This window comes from Reyranella sp. (genome assembly GCF_036558665.1).
Classification (GTDB): Bacteria; Pseudomonadota; Alphaproteobacteria; order Reyranellales; family Reyranellaceae; genus Reyranella.
Map to the genome: position 1 here is coordinate 1 of NZ_DATBFE010000079.1, position 4,526 is coordinate 4,526.

Annotated in this window: 5 protein-coding genes; 3 read left to right on the top strand and 2 right to left on the bottom strand. The window is 70.4% G+C overall.

The features are described from left to right. A partial coding sequence (locus tag VH499_RS13500) for an OmpA family protein (protein ID WP_332053262.1) occupies nucleotides 1-235 on the top strand: 235 nt, incomplete at its 5' end. Nucleotides 236-306: 71 nt separating this feature from the next. On the opposite strand, the gene VH499_RS13505 is transcribed toward VH499_RS13500, so the two are convergent. After that, entirely contained in the window at nucleotides 307-912 is a 606-nt protein-coding gene (locus tag VH499_RS13505) for a hypothetical protein (RefSeq protein WP_332053263.1), read from the bottom strand. Nucleotides 913-1,030: 118 nt separating this feature from the next. Beyond that, nucleotides 1,031-2,332 carry a DUF2254 domain-containing protein gene (locus tag VH499_RS13510; RefSeq protein ID WP_332053264.1) on the bottom strand — a complete coding sequence of 434 codons (1,302 nt, stop codon included), beginning with the start codon at nucleotides 2,330-2,332 and terminating at the stop codon, nucleotides 1,031-1,033. A gap of 359 nt (nucleotides 2,333-2,691) precedes the next feature. On the opposite strand from VH499_RS13510, the gene VH499_RS13515 reads away from it, so the two are divergent. Next, nucleotides 2,692-3,858 carry an acyl-CoA dehydrogenase family protein gene (locus VH499_RS13515; protein WP_332053265.1) on the top strand — a complete coding sequence of 389 codons (1,167 nt, stop codon included), beginning with the start codon at nucleotides 2,692-2,694 and terminating at the stop codon, nucleotides 3,856-3,858. A gap of 27 nt (nucleotides 3,859-3,885) precedes the next feature. Continuing rightward, on the top strand, nucleotides 3,886-4,526 hold a 641-nt coding region (locus tag VH499_RS13520), incomplete at its 3' end, for an FAD-binding protein (RefSeq protein ID WP_332053266.1).

Here is a 4,526-nt window from a genome sequence, read left to right on the forward strand (position 1 = left end):
CAAGGGCAACGCCCGCATCACCGCGACCGGCCATACCGACACCTCGGGCCCGGCCAACTACAACATGGCGCTGTCGCTGCGTCGTGCCAACGCGGTCAAGGACGCGCTGGTGCGCGACGGCGTGCCGGCGACGGCGATCTCGGTCGTCGGCAAGGGCGAGACCGATCTGCTGGTCCCGACCGGCGACGGCGTGCGCGAGCCGCAGAACCGCCGCGTCGTCATCGTGCTCCAGTAGACGCCCGACTCGATTCCGGCCGCGGGGCGATCGGCGACGACTATTGACGCGGCTGTCGCCGGCCTCTGGCCTCAGTTCCTGCGAGTCACGCCGGCAAAGACGAAAGTGGCGGCGACGACGGTCAGCTTGTCGCCGCTCTTCACCCGGCGCAAGGCAGCCTGGCCTTCGGGGCTGCGCACGCGGAAGGTATGAACCGGCCCTCCGGTCGTTTCGACGAGGGCGATCGTGTTGTCCGCGAGGTTGGTTCCCACGACGAGCCAGGTCGCCACGGCGCGACCCGATATGGCGCCACCCGGCAGCTGGGTCGGTCCGGAAGTCCTGATCTCGCCCACGAACCGGCTGTCCGGCGTGGCCGTATTGGGCCCCGACAGGACGAAGCTCATCGTCTCCTCGACAACGGTATCGACGCGGTCTCCGACATTGATGAGGTCGAGACCTCCGACCGCTTCGCTGACCTTGCCGCTGACCGTCCTGCCGTTGGACAGGGTCACGGACACGGTCCGGGCTGCCTTGTCGAACCCCGCGATCCGTCCCTCGACATGTTCCATGGTCGTCATCGACAGGCCGGTAATGGGCTGCTCGCTGGACGCGCTCTGGGACCAGCCTGGCGTGGCGAGACTGGAAAGCCCGAAGCCGGCGACGACGACGGATGCCGCGACAGAGGTATGCCAACTCATCGTGTCCTCCCTCACTGTGCCATGCCGATTCGGCACGCGTCCCGCGTCTACGCGTTCCGTCCCCGACGGGCATTGAGTTTGATCAAGGCCGGCGACGGACGCCTCGCCTCCGTCCCGCTCAGGCGTCGGACGGCTGCAGGCGGGTGTCGCGCTGCGGCGCGCCCAGCCCCTGCAGGTCGGCGACCCGCGACAGGGCGAGATCCTCCGCAAGCATGGGCAACCGGTCGAGGGTGCGATCGAGCAGATCGAGCTCGCGCAGCACGGCGGCATGGCGCGCCTCGGGCAGCGTGGCCAGCAGGTTCTGCAGCATGGCGCGCAGCCGGCGGACGACCTGGTAGTTGTCGGCCCCGTAGAGCCGGATCTCGCGGCACGACAACTGGAGGAAGTCCTCCCAGTCGGCCGTCCGCAACACCAGCCGCACCGTGCCGGCGGCGTCCCGGATGACGTCGTCGTGCAGGTGACGTCGACCCACGGCGCGCAGCAGGCGATGCAGCTGGTCGATCGCCAGCACCGCGGTGGTGGGGTCGTTGATCGCCCGCGACAGCGCCTTCAGCGCGATGTCGACGATCACCCGGAAGGCGAAGGTGGCGTCCTGCTCGATGGTGCGCTCGGGGCCGAAGGCGACGGCCGCCCGCAGCCGGCGCTCGTCGGCCGCGGCCGCGCCGTCATGGAGCAGGAACAGGGGCTCGCCGACGGCGATGAAGTCGCCGATCTGGTGGGCGAACTCGATCGTGCCCTGGCGGGCTTCGGCCTCGCGCTTCAGGGTCTCGAGATCGACGGCGAGGAGGATGGCCGACCTGCCCTGATGGAAGAGGGTGCGTGCCGGCGCTCCGGGCGGGGCATGCGGGACGGTCGGCACATGCTTGCCCTTGATGCGCGACGGATAGACCTGCTCGATCACCGCCAGGCCCTCCTCGCCCAGCCGCCACACGACGCTGACCGGACGCAACAGGCGCGCGGCGTAGTCGATCAGGTAGATGAAGGCCACGGTCGAGGCTCCCGCCAGCACGATGGCGCAGCTCAGCAGCAGGTACTGGACCGCGGTCTGCGAGCGCACCAGCGTGCCCAGCGCGAAGCTGAGCGTGAGCACGAACAGCGCCACGATCGAGCGGATCGTCGGGTCGCGCAGCAGGGTGGTGGCGATGATGCGCGGCGTGAGTTGCGCGCTCGCCACCTGGATCGCCACCAGGAGCGAACTGAAGGCGAAGACGATGAAGGAGATCGTTGCCGCCACCAGGCCCTCGAGCACGGAGTGGACGGTCGCGACCTCCATATGCCAGTCCCACGACCAGGCCAGCCAGGTGTCGAGATAGCCGATCAGGCGCACCAGCACGATCGAGGCGACATAGGCCAGCACCGGCCCGACCCACAACGACGAGCGCAGATAGCTGCGCAACGAATATTTCCGACTCCACTCCATGCTGCTCCCCCCTAGCGAACGGGGCAGAGCAAACGCGAGGGTGCGCGACTCGGCAAGCGCTTTGATGGACACGCGGTTCGATGGTCAGGCGGCGTGACGAACGATGTCGGCGGGGCCCGGCATGGAGCGCCTGTCGCGAGCTGAAGCGCAGTCGCGACGCGCAGGTCGGCTGCAAGTCCGCTCACGCCCGGAAGCGAACAGCCGATCTGCGGATGGCCATTCGTCCGGTTCGCGGAAGACTGTATCACCGGCGCTGCGGATTGCCGCCACGGGATGGCGCGATCCACCTATCCGGCCAGCCAGTTCGGCCAACGACCGCCCGGCGGCAATGCTGCCGCCGGCCGGACAGAGGAGATGGCATGACCGGGATCGATGCTCTCGCCACCGCCCGCGGGCTGGCGCCGCTGGTCGCCGCCGAGCGCGACCGGCTCGACCGCGAGCGGCGGCTGCCCGACGCGCTGGTGCAGGCGATCGGCGAGGCCGGGCTGTTCGGACTGTGGCTGCCGCGGGCGCTCGGCGGACCGGAGCTGCCGCCGTGCCGGCTGCTGGAGGTGGTCGAGGAGCTGTCGCGCCAGGACGGCTCGGTCGGCTGGTGCACGGCGATCGCTGCCGGCCACGGCCGCTTCGCCGGGGCACTGCCGATCGAGACGGCCTGCGAGGTCTTCGGCTCCGGCCGCACCGTGCTCGCCGGCACGCTGAACCCGTCCGGCCGTGCCGTCACGGTGCCGGGCGGCTATCGGGTCAGCGGCCACTGGACGCATGGCAGCGTCATCGACCACAGCTCGTGGGTCTACGGCAACTGCGTCGTCCACGACGCGACCGGCCCGCGCCCGGGCCCGGACGGCACGCCATCGCTGCGCCTCTGCCTGTTCCCGCGCGCGCAGGCCGAGGTCATCGATACGTGGCACGTCGGCGGCCTGCGCGGCACCGGCAGCCACGATTTCCAGGTGAGCGACCTGTTCGTGCCGCAAGACCGGACGATGCCGTTGTCCGCCTTCACCCCGCAGCCGACGCAGCCCGGTGCACTCTACGCGATGCCCATGCCGACGGTGTTCTCCAGTATCCTCGCCGCGATCCTGCTCGGCATCGCGCGCGCCGCGATCGACGCCCTGGTGGCCCTCGCCGCAGGCAAGACCCCGGCCGGGTCAACGGCCGTGCTCGGCGAAAAGGTCCCGGTGCAGGCCGATCTGGCGCGCGCCGAAGCGCGCGTGCGCGGCGGCCGCGCCCACCTGTTCGAGGAGCTCGGATCGCTCTGGCACGAGGTGCAGGGCGGTCGCGAGGTGACCTTGCAGCGGCGCGCGCTGGTACGACTCGCGGCTTGTCACGCCGCGCACCAGGCGATCGAGGCGGTGGACCTCGCCTATGCCGCCGGCGGCAGCAGTTCGATTCGCGAGAACAATCGGCTGGAGCGCTGCTTCCGCGACGCCCATGCCGCCGCGCAGCACTTTTCGATCGCGCAGCACGGCAACCTCGAACCGATCGGCCGGGTGCTGTTCGGGCTGCCACCGGGAATGGCGCGCTTCTGAGGAAGCGTCGCCGAGAGGAGGACCATCATGGAAGCCAGTCGCCGAGGCATCCTGCTCGCAGGCATCGCCACCACCGTCGCCCCCGCAGCCGCCGCGCGGCCGCCGGACGGCATCCCGCCGGCCCTCGAGGGACAGGTTCGGAACGACGAACAGGCTTGCAGCGCGGCAGCGGACGATTTCGGACACCTCGTCCATCAACGGCCGAGCTGCATCCTGCGGCCGAAATCATCCGGCGACATCGCCGCGGCGATCCGCTGGGCGTCCCAGCGCGGTCTTCGCTTCGCGGCCCAGGGACAACGGCATTCCGTCTACGGCCGAGCCATGGCCCGCGACGGCATCGTGGCGGAGATGTCGCGGCTGCATGCGGTCCACGACGTGCAGGGCGACCGCGTCGTCGTCGATGCCGGCGCGACCTGGCGCGAAGTGCTGGCCGCGACCCTGCCGCCGGGATTCGCGCCGCCGGTGGTCACCGAATATCTCGACCTCTCGGTCGGCGGCACCCTCGTCGTCGGCGGGGTCGGCACCGGGACGCAACGCCACGGCTTGCAGAGCGACAACGTGCTGGCGATGGACGTCGTCACCGGGACCGGCCACGAGGTCGCCTGCTCGGCGCAGAACAACGTCGAGCTGTTCGACATGGTCCGCGCCGGGCTCGGCCAGGTCGCCGT